This window comes from Sporanaerobium hydrogeniformans, assembly GCF_002735925.1.
GTDB lineage: Bacteria > Bacillota > Clostridia > Lachnospirales > Cellulosilyticaceae > Sporanaerobium > Sporanaerobium hydrogeniformans.
Genome location: NZ_PEDL01000001.1, coordinates 364,640 through 388,430 on the forward strand (window position 1 = coordinate 364,640; position 23,791 = coordinate 388,430).

At 35.8% G+C, this 23,791-nt stretch carries 21 protein-coding genes and 1 pseudogene; all 22 read left to right on the forward strand.

Annotated features, from left to right (window positions below; all coding sequences use genetic code 11):
• Nucleotides 1–100: 100 nt before the first annotated feature.
• Nucleotides 101–1,204 carry a hypothetical protein gene (locus CS063_RS01780; RefSeq protein WP_099447998.1) on the forward strand — a complete coding sequence of 368 codons (1,104 nt, stop codon included), beginning with the start codon at nucleotides 101–103 and terminating at the stop codon, nucleotides 1,202–1,204.
• A 103-nt stretch (nucleotides 1,205–1,307) separates the two neighbouring features.
• On the forward strand, nucleotides 1,308–2,171 hold the full coding sequence (locus CS063_RS01785) for a PHP domain-containing protein (protein WP_099447999.1): 864 nt from the start codon (nucleotides 1,308–1,310) through the stop codon (nucleotides 2,169–2,171).
• A gap of 102 nt (nucleotides 2,172–2,273) precedes the next feature.
• A complete protein-coding gene (locus tag CS063_RS01790) occupies nucleotides 2,274–3,467 on the forward strand; it encodes an alkaline phosphatase family protein (protein ID WP_180270640.1) in 1,194 nt (397 codons plus the stop codon).
• Nucleotides 3,464–4,747, forward strand: coding sequence for an MFS transporter (locus CS063_RS01795; protein ID WP_099448001.1), 1,284 nt, complete (start codon nucleotides 3,464–3,466; stop codon nucleotides 4,745–4,747). Before CS063_RS01790 ends, CS063_RS01795 begins: the two co-directional genes overlap by 4 nt.
• Before the next feature lie 175 nt (nucleotides 4,748–4,922).
• Nucleotides 4,923–5,915, forward strand: coding sequence for a diaminopimelate dehydrogenase (locus CS063_RS01800; RefSeq protein WP_099448002.1), 993 nt, complete (start codon nucleotides 4,923–4,925; stop codon nucleotides 5,913–5,915).
• Between the two features lie 80 nt (nucleotides 5,916–5,995).
• Nucleotides 5,996–6,994: a GIY-YIG nuclease family protein gene (locus CS063_RS01805; protein ID WP_099448003.1), complete on the forward strand. Its 999-nt coding sequence runs from the start codon at nucleotides 5,996–5,998 to the stop codon at nucleotides 6,992–6,994.
• Nucleotides 6,995–7,184: 190 nt separating this feature from the next.
• Nucleotides 7,185–9,017: a glycosyltransferase gene (locus CS063_RS01810; protein WP_099448004.1), complete on the forward strand. Its 1,833-nt coding sequence runs from the start codon at nucleotides 7,185–7,187 to the stop codon at nucleotides 9,015–9,017.
• Complete coding sequence (locus CS063_RS01815; protein ID WP_099448005.1) at nucleotides 8,989–9,951, forward strand: polysaccharide deacetylase family protein; 963 nt, start codon at nucleotides 8,989–8,991, stop codon at nucleotides 9,949–9,951. Before CS063_RS01810 ends, CS063_RS01815 begins: the two co-directional genes overlap by 29 nt.
• Nucleotides 9,952–10,012: 61 nt before the next feature.
• Nucleotides 10,013–11,011, forward strand: coding sequence for a glycosyl hydrolase family 18 protein (locus CS063_RS01820; RefSeq protein ID WP_099448006.1), 999 nt, complete (start codon nucleotides 10,013–10,015; stop codon nucleotides 11,009–11,011).
• Between the two features lie 85 nt (nucleotides 11,012–11,096).
• The gene (locus CS063_RS01825) at nucleotides 11,097–12,542 is read left to right on the forward strand and encodes a polysaccharide deacetylase family protein (RefSeq protein WP_308415410.1); all 1,446 of its coding nucleotides are present in this window, start codon (nucleotides 11,097–11,099) and stop codon (nucleotides 12,540–12,542) included.
• Nucleotides 12,543–12,662: 120 nt separating this feature from the next.
• Nucleotides 12,663–12,902: a YgjV family protein gene (locus CS063_RS01830; protein WP_099448008.1), complete on the forward strand. Its 240-nt coding sequence runs from the start codon at nucleotides 12,663–12,665 to the stop codon at nucleotides 12,900–12,902.
• A 516-nt stretch (nucleotides 12,903–13,418) separates the two neighbouring features.
• Nucleotides 13,419–14,893 (forward strand): annotated as a pseudogene (locus tag CS063_RS01835) (aminotransferase class I/II-fold pyridoxal phosphate-dependent enzyme).
• Between the two features lie 18 nt (nucleotides 14,894–14,911).
• Nucleotides 14,912–15,757 carry a polyamine aminopropyltransferase gene (gene speE / locus CS063_RS01840; RefSeq protein ID WP_099448009.1) on the forward strand — a complete coding sequence of 282 codons (846 nt, stop codon included), beginning with the start codon at nucleotides 14,912–14,914 and terminating at the stop codon, nucleotides 15,755–15,757.
• Nucleotides 15,758–15,772: 15 nt separating this feature from the next.
• Nucleotides 15,773–16,972: a saccharopine dehydrogenase family protein gene (locus tag CS063_RS01845; RefSeq protein WP_099448010.1), complete on the forward strand. Its 1,200-nt coding sequence runs from the start codon at nucleotides 15,773–15,775 to the stop codon at nucleotides 16,970–16,972.
• A gap of 10 nt (nucleotides 16,973–16,982) precedes the next feature.
• Entirely contained in the window at nucleotides 16,983–18,116 is a 1,134-nt protein-coding gene (gene nspC, locus CS063_RS01850) for a carboxynorspermidine decarboxylase (RefSeq protein WP_099448011.1), read from the forward strand.
• A gap of 145 nt (nucleotides 18,117–18,261) precedes the next feature.
• Nucleotides 18,262–19,005 carry a glycerophosphodiester phosphodiesterase gene (locus CS063_RS01855; protein ID WP_099448012.1) on the forward strand — a complete coding sequence of 248 codons (744 nt, stop codon included), beginning with the start codon at nucleotides 18,262–18,264 and terminating at the stop codon, nucleotides 19,003–19,005.
• Between the two features lie 283 nt (nucleotides 19,006–19,288).
• Nucleotides 19,289–19,879: an NUDIX hydrolase gene (locus tag CS063_RS01860; RefSeq protein WP_099448013.1), complete on the forward strand. Its 591-nt coding sequence runs from the start codon at nucleotides 19,289–19,291 to the stop codon at nucleotides 19,877–19,879.
• 53 nt (nucleotides 19,880–19,932) lie between these two features.
• Entirely contained in the window at nucleotides 19,933–20,571 is a 639-nt protein-coding gene (locus tag CS063_RS01865) for a nitroreductase family protein (protein ID WP_099448014.1), read from the forward strand.
• 31 nt (nucleotides 20,572–20,602) lie between these two features.
• A complete protein-coding gene (locus CS063_RS01870; protein WP_099448015.1) occupies nucleotides 20,603–20,794 on the forward strand; it encodes a hypothetical protein in 192 nt (63 codons plus the stop codon).
• Between the two features lie 78 nt (nucleotides 20,795–20,872).
• On the forward strand, nucleotides 20,873–21,124 hold the full coding sequence (locus tag CS063_RS01875) for a hypothetical protein (protein ID WP_143452426.1): 252 nt from the start codon (nucleotides 20,873–20,875) through the stop codon (nucleotides 21,122–21,124).
• 313 nt (nucleotides 21,125–21,437) lie between these two features.
• Nucleotides 21,438–21,935 (forward strand): complex I 24 kDa subunit family protein, encoded by a 498-nt coding sequence (locus tag CS063_RS01880; RefSeq protein WP_099448017.1) that lies wholly within the window; start codon nucleotides 21,438–21,440, stop codon nucleotides 21,933–21,935.
• A complete protein-coding gene (nuoF, locus tag CS063_RS01885; RefSeq protein WP_099448018.1) occupies nucleotides 21,916–23,790 on the forward strand; it encodes an NADH-quinone oxidoreductase subunit NuoF in 1,875 nt (624 codons plus the stop codon). Before CS063_RS01880 ends, nuoF begins: the two co-directional genes overlap by 20 nt.
• The last annotated feature ends 1 nt before the right edge of the window (nucleotide 23,791 follow it).

Genomic DNA, 23,791 nt, shown 5'->3' on the forward strand with positions numbered 1-23,791 from the left:
CGAAGTATATAATCCTTTTCTTATTATGGCTTGAAAGAAAAGGGGGGTGGTTTATAATAGATTAAAAGGGTATTTACCGTAGACATAGAAGGGAAAGAAAATGAAAACAAACTTATATCATTACATATTCATCTGGCAGGTAAAGGATAGTCAAAGGATGGAGGATTTTAAGCTACAAGGTACCTTGGAGGAATTGGTTAAGGGATGGTGTAAAGAGGAGAGGGGAAAGGTAGAAGGGCTTGTTTTAGACAAGAAAGGTATAAAGCTTAAAGTAAGTACAGAAGAAGCTCTTTATAGCACAAAATTTTTAAAAAAAATACAACGTCAAATGGAAGCTTTTTTTAAAAAAGCAGAAATTTTTCTAGATACAGAGGTGTCTTATTGGGAAGGTAATCCTTTTGTTATAACCCACTATCCACAGGAGGCGAAAGGAGAAGAACGGCTAGAGAAGCTTCTCCAATCGGTGCTAGAAGTGGGTTATTATGATTTAAAAGAATATTTTACATATGATGTAGGTATTTTTAGAGACTATTTGTTGCAAAAAAACCTAGGGGTTATTGACCATGGGGATAGAGTGTATTTAGTAGACATACAAGCGCTTAAAAAGCCTATTTATTTAAACTGTTTTGACTGTACCAAAATTCATCAATATGGGTGTTGTTGTGGAAGTCCTTGTGACTTTGGAGGTCGAAATCTTAAAAACTTTAAAATGCATTTACCTTTTATAGAGGAAGAAGTAAGATATGCAGATGAAGTAAGCTATCAGGCAATTAAGGAGAGAGGAGGGTTTATTAGAAATGAGGGGCAAATTAGAGCGTATAATGGTCATTGCACGTTGCTAATAAAAGAAGGGGAAAGTTATAAATGTGTGGCACATAAATATGCCTTAGACCATCAAATACCTATTTATGACCTATGCCCTCTTTCTTGCTTAATGTATCCACTCGAGATCATGGAGCTTATAACGAATAAACAAAAGAAAATACTATTTTTTACTTCTGTGATAGACCCCTATTTTGCTAATAAATTTGGACGTTGGGGGAGCTATGCTTCCTTAGGTATGGAAATGCGGTGCTTAAAGAAAGAAGCACATAATGAAATTTTTAAGGAAGAGCATTATCGTCCTGTTTATGAAGTGAATCGAGAGCTTATTTGTCATGAATGGGGAAAACTTTTTTTTGATGCACTTAAGGTATTGATGTAAGGGGAAAGGGTGCCTTTTGCCAGATATGGGCTATTTGACGTATCCAATCAGCGTGCTATAATCAAAACGAAGGAAAGCAGAAGGATTTGAAGGAGAGAAGAAGATGACAAGAATTGATTTACATACGCATACTAAAATGTCTGACGGCACAAGTGAACCTAAAGAGATCATAAAGCAAGCAGTATTAAATAATGTAGAGGTTGTAGCTATTACAGATCATGATACGTTGGATGCTTTAGAAGAGGCAGGCCAGGAAGCAAAAGCCCAGGGCATTTGCTTTATACCTGGGATTGAACTAACTTGTCCATATGGTGAAGGGCGATTACTTCATATACTTGGTTTGGGCATTGACATAGAGGAACCTTGTTTCAAAAAAGCCTATATTGGCTTAAAGGAACGAAAAGAAAAGCGACTTCAAGATATTTTACAAATTCTTGAAAAAGAGGGTGTTGTTATTCCAAGACGTGCATTAGAAGAAGCTGCTTATACACAGTACTTGGATCGTGTGGATATTATCCGTTATCTTTATAGGGAAGGTAAGATCCAGACGGCAGTAGAAGGATGGAATAAATATCTAGACCCTATTCCTTATGGAGCTAGAGAGCTTATTGGAGTAGATGAAGCACTAGAACTCATTCAAAAAGCAGGGGGTGTAAGTGTACTTGCTCATTATCCTAAAAATATCGGTTTTAAAGACTATCCTAAAAATGAAATAGTAAAACATCTTTCTATTTTAAAGCGTAAAGGACTTATGGCTATTGAACGCTATTATCCTTCTTTTACGGAGTCAGAAAATCAGTTTGCACAAGAATTAATAGAAAAGCAAGGATTCTTAGCTTCAGGAGGGACAGATTTTCATGGTAAAAACAGACCAGGAATAGATGTGGGCATAACAGACGAAGGTTTTACCATTCCTTATAGTGTCTATGAAAAAATGGCTCCTTTTCTTCACAATCAAATAAAATAGTATAAAAAACTCACTCTTAAGGCAATAGAAGAGTGAGTTTTTTTAGTAAGGTTAACTCTTATAAACCATGGTATAATAGGTAAAAGAAAGGAGTTGTACCTTGTGAGTAAAGTATTAGTGATTAGTCTAGATGCAGTATCTGACGAGACGTTTGATATATTAAAAGAATATAGGCATTTTAAAACATTATATAGAGAAAGTACTTTAGTAAGAGAAGTGGATTCTCTTTTTCTTTCTAACACCTATCCTATTCATACCTCTGTTGCAACTGGGACATATCCCTATGAGCATGGTGTGTTTTCAAATACCAAGGTGCAACCAGGTAATAATCACCCAGATTGGCTATGTTTTAGTCAGTTTATAAAGGCTAAGACCCTTTGGCAGGCAGCTAATGAAAAACAATTAAAAACAGCGGCTGTTATGTGGCCAGTTACTGGAGGCGCTAAGGAAATTGCTTATAATGTACCAGAAATTATGGCAAAGCCTCGTGAAAGCCAAATGATTGTCAGTTTAAGAGCAGGCTCAAAATTTTTACAGCTAAAAGAATTTTTAAGACATAAAAAAGTTTTAAAGGGGATTCAGCAGCCTCAGCTAGATCAGTTTTCTACCTTAGTCATGTGCGATATTATTAAGGAAAAACAGCCAGATTTAATGCTACTTCATTTAACTGCATATGATTCTCTCTGTCATCAGTATGGCAAAGACAGTAAAAAGTTAAAAGAGGCTTACGAAGCCTTAGATGCAAACTTAGGAAAGCTTCTAGCAGTAATTGATGAGGAAACAACAGTTATATTCTTTTCAGATCATGGGCAATTAAATGTTCATCAATGCATTCAGCCTAATATTTATTTAAGAGAAAGGGGTATATCAGAGGAGGAAGCTTATATTGAATGCTGTGGTGGATCAGCTTTTTTCCATGCTTACAATTGTTCAGAAGCCACTGTTGTACAGATGAAAGAACATCTTAGGGGAACACAAGGTTTTAACCGTTTTCTAACGACAGAAGAAATGCAACTATGTGGAAGGGGAGATTTACCTTTTGGCTTTTGTGCAAAAGTAGGTTATTTTTATGAACGCCGCGAGATACAGGAAAAAGGCAATCACGGTTACCCCCTAGATTACCCGCATTACAAGGTGTTTTATGGGGTGAGAGGAAAAAGGTTTGAGCAAGGGAAGGTGCTAAAGGGAGGAAGTTTACTCGACTTAACAGCCCTAATTGCTAAAGAATGTGAACTTGACATGCCCGACATAAAAGGAAAGATAAAAGAAAATATTTATAAGGAGAGGGTTTTATGAGGTTGACAAAACAGGAAAAAAGTTGGGTGATGTATGACTTTGCAAACTCCGTTTATGCGACGATTATGATGGCTGCTATATTTCCTATTTATTTTAGCAGTGTTTGCCAAGCGCAAGGAGAATCAGGAGATTTTTGGTGGGGCATTGGGACGGCTATTGCTACCTTTACAATGGCACTATTAGCTCCTGTTATAGGTGCTATTGCTGATTATAAAGGATATAAGAAAAAGCTTTTTAATAGTTTTTTAGGAGTAGGACTTATTTTTACACTGGTAACAGCTTTTACGGGGAGCTGGAGGCTTATGCTTTTAGGTTATACTGTATCCCACATTGGTTTTTCGGGCTCTTGTCTGGTTTATGATAGCTTTTTAACTGATGTTACAGATGCTAAAAGGATGGATCATGTTTCAAGTTTAGGTTATGGACTAGGATACATAGGGGGAAGTACGATACCTTTTTTAATGAGTATTTTGCTCATTTCAGCAGGTGAAAAAATAGGAATTACCATGCCTATGGCTATACGTTTATCAGTTGTTTTAACTGTTTGTTGGTGGGGGCTTTTTTCGATTCCCTTCCTTAAAAATGTTAAGCAAGAGCATGCTATAGATGGGCATAATGCCTTACAATTAAGAGAAATTTTTAAAGCTATAGGACAGACGCTTAAAAATATTTTTGAAAACAAAAGACTTTTTGTTTTTTTGTTAGCCTATTTTTTCTATATTGATGGAGTCAATACGGTGATTAATATGGCAACTAGTTATGGAGCCACTTTAGGATTAGATAGTGTGAAAATGATACTGGCACTTTTAGTTACCCAATTAGTAGCATTTCCTTGCGCCATTTTGTTCGGAAAATTAAGTGGAAGGTGGGGGGCTTTAAAGCTGATTAAAGGTGCAGTTATGGTCTATCTCTTTATTTGTGTATTAGGTTTTTGGATGGGCTTTGGATTAGAGGAAGGTTTTTTAAGCATAGGTGAAGCAGAAGGACTTTTTTGGTTTATGGCAGCGGTGGTAGGGACCGTTCAAGGAGGTATTCAAGCCATATCTCGCTCTTATTTTGGTAAGCTGATCCCACCTGAGAAGTCTGGAGAGTATTTTGGTTTCTTTGATGTATTTGGTAAATTTGCAGCAGTTATTGGACCGGCTCTTTATGCCGGTATAAAAGGTGTAACTGGAAGAAGCTCTTTATCTATTCTTTCTATTACCTTGCTATTTGTTATATCACTGATGATTCTTTTGGTAGGAAGAAGGTATTTAGAGGATACATCAGTAAAAGTATAAGGAAATGCGTACTAGGCAGAAGAAAATAACTGAGAAAAAGGAGAAAAATGTCATTCGAAGCTATTGACAAAATAGAAAAAAACATAAATAATTTAGTAGTACTCAAAAAAACTACTAATTGGAAGTGGCTAGTAGAGGAGAGTAAATTTACAAAAGATACAGGAGGCAATCTATCATGAATCATAAAATAAAAGTAGGGATTGTGGGTTATGGCAATGTAGGTCGTGGCGTAGAAGTAGCCTTAGGTCAGAATCCAGATATGGAATTAGTAGCCGTTTTTACAAGAAGAAAGCCAGAGACAGTAAACATTCAAACTAAAGTGGCTAAGGTTGTTCCTATAAACGAGCTAGAAGCTTATCAAGAAGCAATTGATGTATTGATTTTATGTGGTGGTTCTGCAACGGATTTACCTGTACAAGGGCCCGAACTTGCAAAATTATTTAATACCATTGATAGCTTTGATACTCACGCACGTATTCCAGAATACTTTAGTAATATGCAAGCAGCAGCCGCTGATGCAGGTAAAACAAGCATTATTTCTGTAGGTTGGGATCCTGGTTTATTTTCAATGGTACGTATGATGTCAGGAGCTTTCTTGCCAAAAGGAGAAGATTATACTTTCTGGGGTAAGGGAGTAAGCCAAGGTCATTCGGATGCGATTCGTCGCGTAGCAGGTGTTAAAAATGGCATTCAATATACTATTCCGATGGAAGAAGCAATCGAAGCTGTTCGAAAAGGAGAGAATCCTAAACTTACAACACGTCAAAAACACTTAAGAGAGTGTTTTGTAGTGGCCGAAGAAGGTGCAGATCAAGCAGAAATTGAAAGTACAATTAAGAATATGCCTAACTATTTTTCGGATTATGATACAATTGTACACTTTATTACAGAAGAAGAACTTAAAGCAAAGCATGATAAGATGCCTCATGGAGGTTTTGTATTTAGAAGTGGTGTAACAGGCATGCAAGAAGAACATCAGCAAATCATTGAGTTCTCACTTAAATTAGACAGCAATCCAGAGTTTACAGCTCAAGTGCTAGTAGCCTATGCGCGTGCAGCAGTGCGTATGAATCGAGAAGGTCAAGTAGGTGCAAAAACAGTATTTGATGTACCTCTTGCCTATTTATCTCCACTTAGTTCAGCAGAGCTTATGAAAACTTTATTATAAAATATAAAGGATGTTAAAACTATTTAGAGTAACTTATTTTAAATAGTTTTTAACATTCTTTTTTAAAGTAAGGAGAGAGCATGAAGCAGACATTGAAGGAGAAAGCAAAGACATTACCTGATTTACCCGGTGTTTACTTGATGAAAGATAGTGAGGGCACAGTCATTTATGTAGGAAAGTCAAAGCAGCTTAGAAGGCGAGTGAGTTCCTATTTTGGTTCAGATAAAGGACAGTCTTCTAAGGTTAAAAAGCTTGTTCGTCATATAAAAAGTATAGAGTATGAAGTAGTAGATACGGAACTAGATGCTCTTTTAAGAGAGTGTACTCTTATTAAAGAATTAAAACCTATTTATAATCGTTTACTAAAAGAAGATAAAAAATATTGTTATATTGTTGTGAATAAAGAAGAAGCTTTGCCACGGGCAAGACTAGCTTATGAAAAAGGTAAAGAAGGAATCTACTTTGGACCTTATGACCGTAAGCAGAGTTTAGAAGAAGCAATAGAGGCTATTAATCTGTATTATGGATGGCCAACTTGCAAAGAGGTAGTAGAAAAGGAAGGTTGTCTATCCTTTTTAAGAGGAAGATGTTTAGGTTTTTGTGAGCAGGAAGTGGCCAGACAAGTTTTAGCATCTCATTTACAAGATATGTTTGATTTTCTAAGAGGAAAACATCAGAAGGTCCTTAACTTTTATAAGATGAAGATGGAAAAAGCAGCAAATCAATTAGAATTTGAAGAAGCAGCCCAATATCGCAATATAATAGGAAGTCTTAAGGCTTTGAACTTTAAAAAGGAAGCTATTGCTTATGGGCTAAGTAGACAAAAAGGCTTGCTCTTTGTACCTAAACCACTTGGAGGTATAAAGGTCTATGGCCTATTGGGAACAACTATCCTTTTTACGGAACATGTATTTAGAAAAGAGGTAACCTCTTTTCTAAGGGAAAAGCTACAGCAAAATACAACGAAGCCACGTAAACAATTTACCAAACAAGAGATAGATGAAGTCTATATTATTTACAGCTATTTAAGAAATACAGATAAGTGCACTTATATTTCTTGGAAAGAAAAGGAATTATAAGGAGAAGACAGGAAAACGTGCAATAAGAATTGACAAGCTTTCTCTATCAATTCTATAATAAAAGGAGAAAAGGAGTAACGAATAGGTGCTCCTATTTTTTTGAATTTAAATTTAAGTTATGTCAACCTTTTTAAAAACTTCCTTAAAAAAGACAAACTATTTAAAGCATACAGGGATAAGGAGGGGATTTATGTTAAATAAATTAAGAGAAAAATTAATAAAGAAAGAAGAAGTTTATCCTAAAGCGAAAGATGAAAGGCGCATTTTGACACATGTACCTGATCCTTCTCATATACGTCAAAAAACTGACCGACGAGGAGAGACCTCCTATGAAAAAGGAGTACGCTACAAGGTGGAGTGTCCGGTAAGTATTGATTTACCAAAGACTCATAAAAAGATAAAGGGAACTTTAGTTGATATTTCAGTAAGTGGAGCATTAATAAGTATTTCGTCAGCTGATCAAGAACTTTTGCTTACAGAGAAAGAATATAAGTTGCATTTTAAAATTCCGACAGGCAGTATCCTAGAAGGATATGACCAAAAAGTGCGTATTTATGCAGCTGTTAAGAGAAAAGCAGAGTCTCTTGAAGAAACGAATACATTTTTAGTTGGCTTTAAATTTAGAAAAGATTTAGATAAACATTTTAAATATAGAAGATGGTTTGCTGATTTAACATTTTCTAGCTTCTTTTTAGCCTTTATCGTTTTTTTAATTGCGTTGATGCGAGTAGAAAGCATTATTTATTTTAAGTATGCGCCTTTATTTTATGGGTATAGTATTTTAACGGCCACCTATCTTTTGACACGTTATTTGTTTGGTGGATTTTATCGTCCTGTACCTATTAATAAGAACTATACACCCGGTGTTTCAGTAATCATTCCTTGCTTCAATGAACAGAGATGGATTCAAAAAACAATTATTAGCTGTCTTAATCAAGATTATCCTACTTCTAAGCTTGAAGTCATTGTAGTAGATGATTGTTCAACAGATGGCTCTGTAGAGGCTATCGAAAAAACCATTGCTCTTCTCAAGGAAAAATGTGGGCAATATGAGCTAGAAGGACGTATTAAGTTTATTCCTCTTAAAGAAAATAGTGGAAAACGTGTAGCACTTGTTAAAGGGATGGAAGCTGCTACGCATGAGTTAGTGACCTTTGTGGATTCGGACAGTTTTCTAAAACCCCAAGCTATTCGTCATTTGGTACAGCCTTTTAGAGACCCTAAAGTAGGTGGTGTAACAGGACGAACAGATGTGGAAAATGCATGGACGAATAGTATTACTAAGATGCAGGCAGTACGTTACTATGTAGCCTTTCGAATGATTAAAGCGGCAGAATCAATTTTTGATGCAGTGACATGTCTATCAGGTCCTATTTCATGTTATCGTAAAGAATTAGTGGAATACTATAAAGAAGATTGGCTTAGTCAAACCTTTTTTGGACAGCCAGCTACTTTTGGAGATGATCGAAGTATGACCAACTATATTCTTAAAAATCATCGTACTGTGTATCAAGATACAGCCATTTGTACTACAATTGTACCCTCTGAGTTCAAGGTATTTCTTAAACAACAGATGAGATGGAAACGTTCTTGGTTAAGAGAATCTTTAAGAGCTGGAAGTTTTATGTGGAAAAAAGAACCTTTCCAAGCTCTTTCCTTTTATGCAGGATTTATAGTCCCCCTTTTAGCTCCTTTTGTTATTTTATATAATGTGGTATATGTTCCGCTGACTTATGGGATTTTCCCTTGGGTTTTCTTAATAGGGATTTTACTAATGAGTTTTTTGATGAGCTTTATATATCTTTGGTTTAGAAAAAGCAAAATATGGATTTATGGACTATGGTTTTGCCTTTTCTATGAAGGAATTTTAGTATGGCAAATGCCTATTGCCTGTTTGACCTTCTGGAAATCAACATGGGGTACAAGACAGACCAAGGAAGATGTATTAGCTGAAGCTAAGAAAGAAGCTAAAAAGATAAAAAGGAGGGGAAATAATGAGTATCAAAGTACAAATGGAGCGTGAAGTAAGGAGAAAAAATATAAAAAAGGCTCTACGCAGTGTAGTAGAGTGGCTCCTTTTGTTAGGGATAGTAATAGGTATAAGTCTGTATTTGCTTTTTCCTAAGACATATAAAGAACCTGATCAAACGTACTGGAAGCAGCAAAAAGGGTTTTCAGTATTGGCTTATAATGGAGTCACACGAAGAGAAAAAGAAGGATTAATTACTAGAGAGCAGTTAGAAACGCATTTAAAGGCACTAAAAGAAGCAGGGTATACGTCCATCGGCATACAAGAAATAATAGATTATTATGAAAAAGGAAAACCTTTACCAGAACAAGCGGTGTGTATCCTGTTTGAAGATGGACGGAAGGATACTGTAGTTTTTGCACAACCTCTTTTAGAAAAGTATAATTTTAAGGCAGTAATGATGACGTATGCAAGTCAATTTTTATCAAAGGATCGTCTTTTTTTAAAAGAAAAGGATTTAAAGCGATTAGATAAAAATAGCTATTGGGAGATAGGAAGTAGTGGCTATCGTTTTGCTTATATCAATGTGAAAGAGTCTGAGCAAACATATAATCATTATTTAATGGATTATTTAAGAGATGGTTATGGCTTAGCTGTAGAGACAACCCAAGAAATGACAGAGCGCTTAAGTTGGGATTATGATCAATTAAATGCTGTTTATACAGAAATTCTAGGTTATCAGCCAAGAGCCTATCAAATTATGCATTCAAATAGCTTATATGCTGGTATGAACGAGGCGGTAGAAAAGGTTAATGATCAAAAGATAAAAGAGTATTTCTCTATTCATTTTAATCGAGAAGGCACTAGCTATAATACAAAACAAGCATCACCCTATGATTTGAATTATTGCATAGTAGATGAGAAATGGTCGGCTGAAGAATTGCTTTTGCAATTACAAGAAGATAAAAAGGTTACCTATCAGGAATAAGGTAGAAGGTGTTAAAAAGAAAAGTAAAGGATTAATCTAAAAATAGAGAAGGATAGAAAGTATGAAAAAAAGGATGTTTATGGTAGGAGTAGGCATTATTTGTCTATTTTTAGTGGGATGCTATGGGTGGATGAAATGGGAAAAAATAGAGTTTGCCGCTTGGATTGTAGATTGGGATAGTGAGCGAGGTATGGAAGAGTATAAAAAAGCAAAGGATATTTTTGTAAGTAGTGCTCTTTTTGGTGGTTATTTTAAGGAAGATGGAAGTCTCTATTTTCCTGAAGCAGTAGAGAAGATGAAAGAAGAACTGAAGGCATTAAAGAAGCCTATGTATTTAACTATTGTGAATGATGTATTTTATGATAGTGGAAAAGACATCCAACAAAAAGATGGCAACTTCATAAAGGCTCTTTTAAAGGATCCTAAAAAGCGTAAGGACCATATTGAGGAACTAGTAAGTGCGGTACAAAAAGGTCCATTTGTAGGTTTAGAACTTGACTATGAGAGATTAGATGAAGAAGCATGGGAAAATTATAGTGTGTTTATTAAAGAATTAGGTCAGATTCTTGAAAGCAAAAATAAAAAATTACGTATTGTATTAGAGCCCAAAAGTCCTATTGAAAAGGTAGACCTACCTTTGGCATATGATTACGTGATGATGGCTTATAATCTTTATGGTTACCACAGTGGGCCGGGTCCTAAAGCAGATAAAGAACTCATTAAAGCTTTGTGTAATAAAATGAAAGCCAATGTTTCAAATAGACAATTAGCTTTTTCATTAGGCGGGTTTGACTGGGTAGAGGGGGAAAAGCCGCAAGCATTAACTTATAGTGAAGCAGAAGCCTTACGTATAAAAAAGAGGGTAAAAGCAACAAGGGATGGAGCAAGTGGAGCCATATGGTTTCGTTATAAAGATGAAAAGGGACATGCACATGAAGTCTGGTATGCGGATAAAATAACACTTGAAAGTTGGGTTAGACAAGCGTATAAGGAAGGTATTTCTCGCTTTGTCATTTGGCGGTTAGGAGGTAATTTACTAAGTGAAATGAGTGGTTTATAGAAAGAAGCATAATGTATGAATGTAATTTAAAGGATAGATTAAGAATTTAAAGAGGATATAAATAGAGGAGAGCATAGTGATAAGAATGAAAGGCAAAAAAAGAATACTGCTTTTAGTAGGACTCTTGCTGAGCTCGGTAATCGGTTGTCAAAAAGTAGAAAAGAGGCAGAAATACCCTCTTACAAATGATGGTATCACTAATCGAATAGAAGAAAGTAAAGAAAACTACATCCCTGATTGGCAAGGAGATAAGGCAGAAATTATTTCTTATGCTATTACAGAGCAAAAAGTTATGGCACTTACTTTTCAAGGTTTAGGGGGAGAAGAAGAAATGCAAAAACTCTTACAAGTTCTTGATGAAAGGGCAATTAAGGCTACCTTTTTTGTAGTAGGAAGCAAAATAAATGATCAAGCAGAACAAGCAAAGGAAGTCGTGAGAAGAGGGCATCAATTAGGGAATGGGACTGTAAGTGGGTTAGATTTAAGAACAGTAGATTACACTCAAAAAATAATAGAAATAAAAAAATCCCACGAGATGATTGTAAAGCATACTGGGGTAGTTCCCAATGTCTTACGTGTAGGTTATCGTGGGATGGATGAAGAGGTGCAACTAGCAGCAAGTCAATGTGGTTATCCTTATCTTATAGACTATACCATTAACCCTCAAGACTGGAAAGGAAAAACACCTGCACAAATAGCTAATTATGTAGATGCGTACAAAAAACGTGGAAGTATTATTGTTTTAAATGCCGAAAAAACAACACGACTTGACGAAATTGTTGCCTTAATAGACGAAAAGCTAAAGGAGAAACAATTTAGCTGGGTATCATTAGAAGACCTTGTTAAGATTTATGAGGAAAGGCAAGAAAATCGTTTTGTATTATTAGAAGACTGGTCACAACAAAAGCAAGAGGTATCCAATGGCATTTTTGAAAAAGGACTAAGTGATAAAAAAAGAGTAGCTCTTACATTTGATGATTGGGCAACAGATGATACGGTGGATCGTATTTTAGATACGTTAGATGCTTATGGGGTAAAGGCTACCTTTTTTCTGCGTGCAAAGGGGGTAGAAAATAATCCGAGTCTTGCGTATGCCATTTCACAAAGAGGGCATGAGATTGCTAACCATACTTACAGTCATCAAAATTTAGATACACTTACAAAGGATGAAATCAAGGAGGAAGTGAAAAAAGCCCATGAAGTGATTAGCTGGGCGATTAATAAAGAAGCAAAACGTTATTTAAGGCCTCCTCGAGGGATCCTGAATGAAGAAATTGCCCAGGCTATTTATGAAGCAGGATATCCTACTATTGTTCAATACGGACCTAGTGCAAGAGATTGGGATTCTAATAATAGTGCACAATACATTACTGATTATATGCTAAAAGAGAGCTATAATGGTGCTATCTTACTCTTGCATATATTAGATGATATTCATACACCTGAAGCTTTGCCAGCTCTTTTAGAAGGACTTCTCAAAGAAGGGTATGAAATAGTTACTGTAGGAGAACTTTTAAATTTATCTTCTTAAAAAGCTTAAGGTAACCTATCAAAGGGTTTAAAGGCAAATAAAGATGAGTCTATAAATAAAAAAGTGGTAAATGTCTTATACTACCAGTAAATAGCTAAATGACAGATAGGAGGAGTGAAGATGTTTGGTGTAGCATGGGTAGAATGGATAGGTTATGCGGCTTCTTTATTTATTGCCATCTCACTTTTGATGACATCTGTTATAAAACTGAGAGTTATTAATTCAATTGGATGTGTTTTTTTTATTATTTATGCTTTTTTAGTTAAAGCCTATCCTGTAGCTGTTGCCAATACCATTATTGTATTAATTAATCTTTATCAGCTTTATAAATTAGATGTCTTTTCAGAAAAAAATAGGTAAATCACCTAAAAGGCATTCAGAAACCAATGAATAAAGAACAAATAAAAAGCATTTATAAAAGTAAGCTAAAAATAGAGCACTTTTGTAAATGTTTTTTTATTTCAATAAAGATTTTAGAAGAGAATTTAAAGTTTACATTAAATTCCTAAAAAAATTTTTCTATAACAATAAAAAATAAAGTCGTTTGTAAAGAAATCCTATAAGCCTTGAAAATAGCAATAAGAAGAAAGGTGATCATAAGCTATAAAATGTATACATATTAAAAATATTAAAAAATGGAGTTAAAAAGTTTAGTATTAATAAACAAATAAATTAGATAAAATAAGAAAAGTATTGCTATTTATTTTTGGTTATTGTACAATATTGAACGAAATCCAAGAGGTAGGTCTAACTCATGAGCCAGTAAGTGCAAGGTTTAAATTGTTCTAGAAAATGGCTATTAATACTAAACAAATACTTTACTATTACCTATACTATTTGGATGGATAAAATTTGATTTGTAAAGGAAATAAGCCTATGTATAAGTATGCGCAAGAAAGAATGCCTATTTATGAAGCCTTACAAGGTTACAAAGCGAGTCGAATCGTTCCTTTTGATGTGCCAGGTCACAAAAGGGGACAAGGAAATCGAGAGCTTACAAGCTTTTTAGGTGAAGTTGCATGGGTATAGATGTGAATTCTATGAAACCATTAGACAATCTATGCCATCCTGTTTCAGTAATCAAAGAAGCGGAAGTTTTAGCGGCAGATGCCTTTGGTAGTAAGCATGCCTTTTTTATGGTAAACGGGACCACTTCTGCAGTGCAAGCCATGGTTATGAGTGCATGCAAAAAGGGTGAGAAAATTATTATGCCTCGTAATGTGCATAGGAGTGCCATTAATGCCCTTATTATTAGTGGAGCTATTCCTGTTTATGTAAATCCAGGTGTAAATAAGGAATTGGGAATTCCGTTAGGAATGTCCTATGAAAGTGTGAAACAAGCTATTTTAGAAAATCCTGATGCAAAGGCAGTATTAGTAAATAATCCAACTTACTATGGAATATGTTCCCCTTTAAAAAAGATTACAGAGTTGGCGCATGCACATCATATGCTTGTATTAGTGGATGAAGCCCATGGAACACATTTTTATTTTCATGAGGAGCTTCCACAGTCAGCCATGAGTGTAGGAGCAGATATGGCGGCTGTGAGTATGCATAAAACAGGGGGATCCTTAACTCAAAGTTCTTTTTTACTTATCAATAATCAGGTGAAGGAGGGCTATGTAAGACAGATTATTAACCTTACTCAAACCACAAGTGGTTCCTATCTTTTAATGTCATCACTGGATATTTCGAGGAAAAACCTGGCTCTTAATGGGAAGGAAATTTTTGATAGAGTGATTGAACTGACTAGATATGCTCGAGAGGAAATAAATAAGCTAGGTGGTTATTATGCCTTTGGAAAAGAGCTTGTTAATGGAGATACAGTTTTTGATTTTGATGTGACAAAGCTTTCGGTACATACAAGAGCCATTGGCCTTGCTGGTATTGAAGTTTATGATATTTTACGAGATGATTATACGATTCAAATTGAATTTGGTGACATTGGAAATATTTTAGCAATCGTATCTGTAGGGGATAAGGATTTTGCTATTGAACGACTTATTTCTTCTCTTTCTGAGATTAAAAGGCTTTATAGTAAAGACAAAGCCGGTATGTTAGACCATGAATACATTAATCCTTTAGTAGCTATGACACCCCAAGAAGCTTTTTATACATCGAAGCATTCAGTTCCTTTAGAAAATAGCAGAGGGAAAATTTGTAGCGAATTTGTGATGTGCTACCCTCCAGGAATCCCCATATTAGCACCAGGAGAATATATCACTCAAGAGATTTTAGATTATATTAACTATGCAAAAGAGAAAGGCTGTTTTTTAACAGGCACAGAGGATCGAGAGGTAGCTCGTATAAATATCGTTACTGAGTATGAAGGCTCAGGTGAAGAAGAATAAAAACGAAGGAGGAAGGAAATGGAACTTTGGTATACACAGGAACATAGTCCTAATGTAAGGCTTTCCATCAAGGTAGACCGTCATATTTATTCAGAGCAAAGCAGATTTCAACGTATCGATGTTATGGAGTCTTATGAATTTGGTACCTTTTTAACACTTGATAGCCAAATGATGGTTGCTGAAAAGGATGAATGTATTTATCACGATATGATGGTTCATGTACCAATGGCTACCCATCCAGCTATTCAGAAAGTGCTGGTTATTGGAGGGGGAGATGGTGGTGCTGTAAGAGAATTAACGCGCTATAAAAGTATTACCCACATTGATGTAGTAGAAATTGATAAACGGGTAGTGGAAGTATGTAGACACTATTTACCCCAGACAGCCAGTAAGCTTGATGATGCTAGAGTTCATCTTTATTATGAGGATGGGCTACGTTTTGTACGGGACAAAGAACAGGCCTATGATCTTATATTAGTAGATTCGACAGATCCTTTTGGTCCAGGAGAAGGACTTTTTACCAAGGAATTCTATGGTAATTGCCATAAAGCTCTTAAAGAGGATGGCATACTCATTAATCAACATGAAAGTCCTTATTATGAGCGTAACAAAGGTTCTCTTCAAAAGACTTATGAACGAGTAAGTGCCTTCTTCCCTATTACAAAATTTTATGGAGCATGCATTCCTACCTATTCTTCTGGATATTGGTTATTTGGATTTGCTTCTAAAAAATATGATCCTGTTAGAGATTTAAAGAAAGATCAATGGGAAGCGTTGGAATTAGATACACAGTATTACAATACTGCTATACACAAGGGGAGCTTTGCTCTTCCTAATATGATAAAAAAATTATTTGATAAATAAGAAAGGATGATTAAGATGGGAAAAGCATTAATTATTGGAGCGGGTGGTGTAGCCGGCGTAGTGGCACATAAGTGTTGTCAAAATCATGAAGTGTTTGAGGAAATTTGTATTGCAAGTCGTACACAATCTAAATGTGACGCCCTCAAAGCTCAGTTAGAGGGGGGGAAAACAAAAGTTCAAACGGCACAGGTGGATGCAGATAATACAGAAATGCTCATTGCACTTATTAAAAGTTTTAAGCCAGATATTGTCATCAATGTGGCCCTGCCTTATCAAGATTTAACCATTATGGATGCCTGTTTAGCTACAGGAGTAGACTATGTGGATACAGCAAATTATGAACCACTGGATACTGCTAAATTTGAATACAAGTGGCAATGGGACTACCGTGAAAAATTTGAGAAAGCAGGTATTACAGCTCTTTTAGGAAGTGGTTTTGATCCAGGAGTAACAGGTGTTTTCTCAGCTTATGCTATGAAGCATTATTTTGATGAAATTCATTATATCGATATTTTGGATGCGAATGCAGGAGATCATGGGTATCCTTTTGCAACAAACTTTAATCCAGAAATAAATATTCGAGAGATTACAGCTAAAGGAAGTTACATCGAAAATGGACAGTGGATAGAAACAGAGCCTCTTGAAATTAAAAAAGTATATGATTTCCCAGAGATTGGTGAAAAAGAGATGTATCTTCTTCATCATGAAGAATTAGAATCGTTAGCCTTAAATATAAAAGGTATTAAACGTATTCGTTTCTTTATGACCTTTTCTGAAAAATACCTCACTCATTTACGTGTCCTTGAAAATGTGGGAATGACTTCTATTGAACCTATTGAATATGAAGGTAAACAAATTGTACCTTTACAATTTTTAAAGGCAGTACTGCCAGACCCAGCCTCTCTTGGTCCACGTACCAAAGGAAAAACCAATATTGGTTGTATTATACAAGGTGTAAAAGATGGTCAGCCTAAAACTTATTATGTGTATAATGTATGTGATCACGAAGCGTGCTACAAAGAAGTGGGTTCACAAGCTATTTCTTACACGACAGGAGTACCTGCTATGATTGGCGCTATGCTAGTAATGACAGGCAAATGGAAGAAGCCAGGTGTCTTTAATGTTGAGGAGTTTGATCCCGATCCATTTATGGAGGCTCTTAACAAATGGGGACTTCCATGGCAAGAAAATTTTAACCCTACACTTGTAGATTAAGGAGGAGAAGATGGGTATACCCTTTGAAAAGATACCGACACCAAGTTATGTAGTGGATGAAGACCTCTTACGAAAAAATTTAGAACGTCTGCAGTATGTAGAACAAAAAGCAGGCTGTCATATCCTACTGGCTCAAAAAGCTTTTTCTATGTACAGTACCTTTCCATTAATTGCTAAGTATTTGTCAGGTGTTACATCAAGCTCACTTTTTGAAGCACGTTTAGGTTATGAGGAGATGGGGAAGGAGGTGCATATTTATGCACCGGCCTATAAAGAAGAAGAATTTGAAGAAATCATGACCTATTGCGATCATATTGTTTTTAATTCGCTCCAACAATGGGGACGTTATAAAGAAAAAGTAGCTAATAATGTTAAAAAAATAGGATGTGGTCTTCGCATTAACCCAGAGTACTCAGAAATCACAACAGATCTCTATAACCCTTGTTTTCCAGGCTCACGCTTTGGGGAAAAGTCCTCTCAACTTTCAAGGGAGGCTTTAGAAGGCTTAGAAGGCCTGCACTTCCATACCTTATGTGAGCAAAATGCAGATGCACTTATCCATACGTTGGAGAGAGTAGAGGAAAAGTTTGGGAAATACCTTTATGATATGAAGTGGCTTAATATGGGGGGAGGACATCATATTACACGAGAGGATTATGAGGTAGAGGCTTTAATAAAGGTGATTCAGCATATAAAGAAAAAATATGATTTAGAAATTTATTTAGAGCCTGGGGAAGCAGTAGCTCTTAATACAGGGTATTTAGTTGCCACTGTTTTAGATACGTTTGAGAATGACAAGCTCCTAGGCATTTTAGATGCTTCAGCAGCATGTCATATGCCTGATGTATTAGAGATGCCCTATAGACCTTTTATAATTGGGAGTGGTAAAGAAGGCGAATATCCTTATACGTACCGCCTAGGTGGAGCTACCTGTTTAGCAGGGGATGTAATTGGTGATTATTCCTTTAAAAAACCACTTCAACCAGGAGATAAACTTGTTTTTTGTGATATGGCCCATTACACAATGGTAAAAAACAATACCTTCAATGGGGTTAATTTACCTTCTATTTTATTATATAGTGAAGAGACAGGTTTTCGTCTTATTAAAGAATTTGCATATGAAGATTTTAAATCGCGCTTATAAATAGGGAGTAAAGAAGAAAAGGTGGTAAAAATTAACGATTTTTCTTTGCCTTAAAAGGTATAGGAGACCTCTAGAAATAAAATGCTAAAACTTATGAGTGCTTGCTAGAAAGACAAGTGATACAGTCAGGCAGAAGGGGAAGAGCATGAAGAGGAAGAAGTACACTGTTTTAGCTATAAGTTTCATGAGTTTTTGTTTATTAATAGGAAGAGCTTGGGCAGCAGATGAAGCAAAGCTGATTGCCCACCGAGGAGGATGTACTGCAGGAAGAGAAAATACATTAGAAGCTTTAAGACATGCCATGGAGCAACCTATTTGCGCGATTGAAGTGGATGTACAACTTACAAAGGATGGGCAAGTTATTCTTTGTCATGATGAAAATTTAAAGGGGAAGGAAAGGGAAGAGGCACCTATTTATAGTTTAACTTATGAGGAGGTTCTAGCGCGTGATGAAAAAATCCCTACTTTAAGGGAGGCTTTAAGGCTTACTAAAGGAAAAATCTCACTTTTGATTGAACTTAAGAGCTATGCTCTTCAAGAAGAACTTGTAAATGCTGTCATAAAGGAATTGAAAAACCAAAGGGCAATAAACGAAGTGGAGCTCTGCTGCTTTGATCGAGAACTACTTGTAAGGCTTAGAGAAAAAGAGCCTACCCTAAGGTTAGGACTTTTAACAGCTTCTTATGAAATAGCAAAGGCTGAACAAGATTTTGAGTTCTTAAGTATCCATTATAAAGTAGTAACACAAGAACTCATCAATCAGCTACATGCAAAAGGAAAGAAGGTCTATGTATGGACGGTAAACCGCAAGGAGGAAGCTCAGTGGTTAAATCAAATGGGTGTAAATCGGATTATTACAGATAGGCCTCTTGAACTAGAAGTTCTTTAGCTCTATAAAGAGCTATAACGAAAAGTAGGTACTTACTATAAGAAGCTATTTATAAAATGTTTTCTTTCTAGGGAAGAGTAGGATTTTCCCTAAAAAGGAAACATTTTTTAGCTGCATCATTTATTTTACCTTCCTTATACGAATCCTTCATAGAAGAGGTTTGCAAAACACCAAAAGCGAGCTATACTTATAGAGAAGAAGGATAAAAGTTTTAGATAAAAAAGATTTTTTAGGATAAGAATAAGATGAAAGAAAGTATCCTGTTTACTAAGAGGGGATTTCAATGGATTTTAAGCAAGAAATAAAAAATTATATCGCAAAAAATGAGCAAGAGAAAAATGACCAACGTCTCATACTTGATTATATAAAACAGTTTCCTAATACGATTTTAAAAAGAGAGAATGAATGGGCACATTTAACAAGCTCGGGTTTTATTATGAATCCTGCGTTAGATAAGGTGCTGATGGCACATCATAATATTTATAAATCATGGGCTTGGACAGGTGGACATGCAGATGGTGAAGCTGACTTGTTGGCAGTAGCACTTAGGGAAGCAAGAGAGGAAACAGGCATTAAGATAGTTAGGCCACTTGTAAAGGAGATTGCTTCACTGGATATATTACCTGTTTGGGGACATATGAAAAAAGGAAGTTATGTGAGTACACATTTGCATTTATCAGTAGCTTATATTCTCATTGCAGAGGAAAATCAGCTTTTACAAATGAATGAGGCAGAAAATAGTGGTGTAAGATGGCTTGGGGTAAGTGAGTTATCTGTTTACTGTAAGGAACCACAGATTTTACCTATTTATGAAAAACTTATTAAAAGGGCAAGGGATTATAAAGAACCCTTTTCATTAGAGCAAGAAAAGTAGTAAAAAGCAGTTAGAGTAAACTAAAAATAACAAAGAAAAACAGAGGGACAAAAATGGAACAATTGGAATTTATTTATAAACGCAAAAGTATACGTCAATTTAAGAAGGAAGCTGTACCACGAGAGGTAATTGAAGCTTGTTTAAAAGCGGCTACCTTTGCTCCTTCGCCTAAGCATCAGCAAAACTGGCATTTTGTAGTCATTGAAAATAAAGAAATGATTCATAAACTAGGAGAGATTGTAGAACGTAATCATACACGACTGGCACACTTAGCAAGAACGGAAGAAGAGCAACGTCAATATATGCGTTTCTTAAAGTATTATACCTGTTTTACGGGGGCGCCTACTGTTATTTTAGTTTATGCTAAACCCTATGAGATGGTAGAAGAAGAAATATTAAGAGAAAGTCAAGTAGATGCGTCTATAATTGAAGAGCTTTTAGCTCCTCAATCAGGTGCACAAGGCATAGGGGCTGCAGTGGAAAATTTCCTATTGGCTGCAGCTAATATGGGTTATGGGACATGCTACATGACAGGCCCCACTCATTCTAAAAGAGAAATCGAGGAATGTGTTGGATTTAGCAAAGAAAACTACGGTTTAATGGCCATGATTGCATGTGGCGTGCCGGTAGATCAAACACCTCCACAACCACCACGAAAACCGTTAGAGAAAGTTGTAACATTTATAGATTAAAAAGGATCAACAAGTAAGAGGAGTGAATGAGATGACACTAAATTATTGTTCAAGTTGTGGTGAAAGGTTAGTTCGGATTTCAAGTAAAATATCAAGTTATAAGGCTGTTTGCTTGGATTGTGAATTAACTTTTAAGGTATTAAAATTAGAAGGAAATGAAGTCATAACAGTAAAAGATAGCTCAGCTTCCCAAATGACGGAAGCAGCAATGAAAAAGTCATAAATTCATATTGCTATAAGGTAAGGGGTGTGCTATAGTCATAAAAGGCAATATATAATGGTTAGTGAAAGGATTAGTAAGATGAGTTTATTTGAACAATTTACAGAGCTATTACGACAGGTAGAAGAAGAGTTAAGTCTGTCTCTAAAAGACTTTGAGCCAGAAGATTTTTTTGTATTAGAAGGTGAAATGGAAGAAATCATGTTTAGTGATGATGAGGTGCTTGAGAAACTAAGAGAGTGTGGAGCAGTAGACTCAATTGAAAAGGATATTCAAGCTTCTGTTGTCATTGTACGTTTAGTTGATGGCTGTATAGGAACTTTTGGCATATAAATTTAAGGTGTTTTTTTATTAACAAAATAGAAGAAAATAAAGGGTAAGAAACGACCACAAAACAAATCATTAATACAAGAAATAAGTATTCGTTGATAGAATGCTTGTTTTTTAATTGTATTAAATGACGAGTTATGTGGTCTTTTTTTGTGTTAAACTGCTAATTTTAAAGGTATATATGACAAATAATTTAAAACATATTGACTTTAAAAACTTTGAATTGCATAATGAGTATAGTGTTTGTTAATTAATTAACGTTAAATTTTTTACAAAAAGCATATAAAATGAAGTTAAAGCAAATAAGGAGGATATTATGGAGCAAGTAGTGGAAACCCATGTATTAGAAGAAATCCTAGATAAAAATGGAAGAAACAAAAGCAGCATCATTAGTATTTTGCAGGATATTCAAGAAAAGTATAGGTACATACCCAAGGAGGTTTTTTCTTATTTAGCTGAAAAACTAGATATGAGTACAGCTAAAATCTATGGAGTAGCAACCTTTTATGAGAATTTCTCATTAGAAGCTAAAGGGAGATATATCATAAAAATTTGTGATGGAACAGCCTGCCATGTGCGAAAGTCTATTCCCATTTTAGAGACATTATATAAAGAACTCAAACTAAGTAAAGAAAAAATAACAACAGATGATTTGTTATTTACGGTAGAAACGGTTTCTTGCTTAGGAGCCTGCGGACTGGCACCTGTTGTAACCGTTAATGATAAAGTGTATGGTGCCATGACACCTGATAAGACAATTGCACTTTTAAATGAGTTAAGGGAGGAAGTCAAACATGCTGAAAATGAGAAGTGATTTAGTGAATTTAAGAGAAATTTATCAAAAAGCTACCCAAATGCAAAAGGTTAAAATACTCATTTGTTCAGGAACAGGTTGTATTGCAGGAGGTGCAAAAGAAATTCACCAGGAATTTTTAAGGCGAATGGAAGCACAAGGGGTTAACTGCTTTGTCACTTTAGAAAAAGAACCACATGATAAATCTGTGGGACTTAAACAAAGCGGCTGTCATGGTTTTTGTGAAATGGGGCCTTTGGTACGTATTGAACCTTGGGGGTTTTTATACATTAAAGTAAAACCAGAAGATTGTCAGGAAATTATTGATAAGACTATTTTAAAAGGTGAGTGCATTGAACGCTTAGCCTACCATAAAGATGGCAAAGTCTATCAAACACAAGAAGAAATCCCTTTCTATAAGAAACAAACCCGTCTTGTGCTTGAACATTGTGGGCATATTGATGCTACCTCGTTAGAGGAATATTTAAGCGTAGGAGGGTATAAAGCTTTAGAAAAAGCTCTTTTTGATATGGAAGAAGAAGCAATTATCAAAGAAATAGAGCTTTCCAACTTAAGAGGACGTGGAGGAGGAGGCTTTCCAGCTGGTCGTAAATGGTCGCAGGTAAGACGCCAAAAGGAGCCTGTTAAATACATCGTATGTAATGGAGATGAAGGAGACCCAGGTGCTTTTATGGATCGAAGCATAATGGAAGGAGATCCTCACCGTATGCTAGAGGGGATGATGATTGCCGCGAGGGCATGTGGTGCACAAGAAGGCTATATCTATGTACGAGCAGAATACCCACTTGCCATTGAGAGACTTTGTAAAGCAATTGCACAGGCTCACGCCTATGGTCTTTTAGGTAAAAATATATTAGGAACAGGCTTTGACTTTGATATTCATATTAACCGTGGAGCAGGAGCCTTTGTTTGTGGTGAAGGAAGTGCTTTAACAGCTTCTATCGAAGGGAAAAGAGGAATGCCTCGTGTAAAACCTCCTCGTACTGTAGAACAAGGTCTTTTTGAGAAGCCTACTGTACTTAATAATGTAGAAACCTTTGCCAATGTACCACTTGTTATTTTAAATGGGGCCCAGTGGTATAAAAATATTGGTCCAGAAAACAGTCCAGGTACAAAGGCATTTGCTTTAACAGGTAATATAGAAAATACAGGCCTTATTGAAGTACCTATGGGAACAAGTTTAAGGGAAGTTATTTTTGATATTGGTGGAGGTATGCGTGGAGGAGCTGGTTTTAAGGCTGTTCAAATCGGTGGACCATCGGGGGGGTGCTTAACTACCAAAGATTTAGATTTACCTTTAGACTTTGATGCACTAAAAAAAGCAGGGGCAATGATTGGTTCAGGTGGTCTTGTAGTCATGGATGAAAATACATGCATGGTAGAAGTTGCTCGTTTCTTTATGAACTTTACTCAGAACGAATCATGTGGTAAATGTGTGCCTTGTCGTGAAGGCACTAAGCGTATGCTTGAAATTCTTGAACGTATGGTAGAAGGAAAAGGAGAACCAGAAGATATAGAGAAGCTTTTAGAGCTTGCTGATACCATTTCTTCTACAGCTCTTTGTGGTTTAGGTAAAACAGCTGCATTTCCTGTTGTGAGTACAATTAAGAATTTTAAAGAGGAGTATGAGGCACATATTTTAGAAAAACGTTGCCCAGCTAAAAACTGTCAAAAACTTAAACAAATTACCATAGACCCTGCACTTTGTAAGGGATGTTCGAAATGTTCACGTCTTTGTCCGGTGGATGCTATTCATGGCAAAGTGAAAGAGCCTTTTGTTATTGACCCTAATAAGTGTATAAAATGTGGTTCATGTATCAGTGCATGTGCCTTTAAAGCCATAAAGGAGGATTAAA